This is a genomic window from Variovorax sp. 01T439_2 (genome assembly GCF_056398445.1).
In genome coordinates this window covers 1-1,552 of record NZ_JBFTPJ010001166.1, presented here as the reverse complement: position 1 = coordinate 1,552, position 1,552 = coordinate 1, and the positions used below count along the sequence as shown (strand labels likewise).

At 68.2% G+C, this 1,552-nt stretch carries 2 protein-coding genes and 1 pseudogene; all 3 read right to left on the bottom strand.

From position 1 onward, the window contains the following. On the bottom strand, positions 1 to 435 hold a 435-nt coding region (locus AC1DOC_RS33125), incomplete at its 3' end, for a transporter substrate-binding domain-containing protein (protein ID WP_478131504.1). A 54-nt stretch (positions 436 to 489) separates the two neighbouring features. Further along, a complete protein-coding gene (locus AC1DOC_RS33120; protein ID WP_026284237.1) occupies positions 490 to 1,224 on the bottom strand; it encodes an IclR family transcriptional regulator in 735 nt (244 codons plus the stop codon). A gap of 144 nt (positions 1,225 to 1,368) precedes the next feature. Next, positions 1,369 to 1,552, bottom strand: a pseudogene (locus AC1DOC_RS33115) (urocanate hydratase); the annotation flags it as partial.

Here is a 1,552-nt window from a genome sequence, read left to right as displayed (position 1 = left end):
CTTGGTGCCCACCTGCACGCTGACCTTCTTGCCGTTGATGTCGGCCGGCGCCTTGATGGCCGTGTTGCCGTCCTTCACCATCACCACGAGGCCGCCCGCGTAGTAGGGCACCGTGAAGTCGACGACCTTCCTGCGCTCGTCGGTGATGTAGATGGCCGAGACGGCCATGTCGAAGCGCTTGGAAATGAGGCCCGGCACGAGCCCCTTGAAGTCGATGTCGATCCATTCGATCTTGCGGCCCAGCGCCTTGCCGATGGCCTCGACCAGCTCCACATCGAAGCCCGTGCGCTTGCCGTTCTCCACGAACTCCATCGGCGGAAAGGTGGCATCGGTGGCCACGCGCAGCGGCTCGCCCTGCGCCTGCGCGGTGGCGGCAAAGCCGAAGAAGGTGAGGCTGGAGAGTGCGGCGGCAACGAGGGTGCGGCGGGTGTTCATGTGAAGGCTTCCGTGGGTTTGAAAAAGAAAGAGGGAAAGAAAGGCAGCGACCGGCTATTGCAGCGCGCGCGAGATGCGCGCCGCGGTGACGACGGTGAGGGCGGCCCATGCAGCTTCCATGCCCCCGGCGCGCGTGAGCGGCGCCATGAGCGTGATCGCGCCGCGCAGGCGCCGGCCCGGGCCGAGCACCGGTGCGCTCGCGCCCCAGACGCCCGCGTCGACCTCGCCATGGGTCACGGCATGGCCGGCCTCGCGGATCGCGTCGAGCTCGGCGGCACGCTCGGCACGGCGCGCAGGGCTGTCGCCAAGGCTGTCGAGCAAGGCATCGCGCTGGTCGGCCGGCAGGTGGGCCAGCAGGCACTTGGCGCTGGCGCCGTCGCGCGCCGGCACGCTGCGGCCGCGGTCGAACGAGCAGCGCAGCGATTGCTCGCTGTCGATCATCTCCAGGCACACGACGCGGTCGTTGACCAGCGTGACCAGCGCCACGCTTTCATGGCTTTGCTGCGCGAGCGCGCGCATGTCGGCGCGCGCGGCCATGACGAGGTCGGAGTTGCCGTCGAAGCCGCTCGCGAGCTGCACGCTCACGGGGCCGGGCGAATAGCGTCCGTCGGTCTCCATCACGAAGCCCCAGCGCCGCAGCACCGCGATCTGCCGGTACAGCGTGCTCTTGACGAGGCCCGTGGCTTCGGCGAGTTCGGCCGCGCTCATCGCCGACTTGCTCTGCGCCAGCACCGACAGCACGCGCAGCGCGCGGTCGTTGTGGGCGGAAGCTTCGGGCATGGACGTCATCTGGACCAATCGCGGGGCGTCGAAAGTGGATGCGGTGTGYAGTATCTTGCCCGCCGTTCCCACATCCAAGCCTTCATTCCCACTGAGTGGGAATGGGCGCGCTTTTTCTTTCTACCTTCGGCTTACCGCTGCTTCATGCGCCGGTCAGCGCACCATCGRCAGATTGAGGCCCTGCTTCTTCGCGGTGGCCACGGCAATGTCGTAGCCCGCGTCCGCATGGCGCATCACGCCGGTGGCCGGGTCGTTCCAGAGCACGCGTTCGATGCGCTTGGCGGCGGCCTCGGTGCCGTCGCACACGATCACCACGCCCGAGTGCTGCGAATAGCCC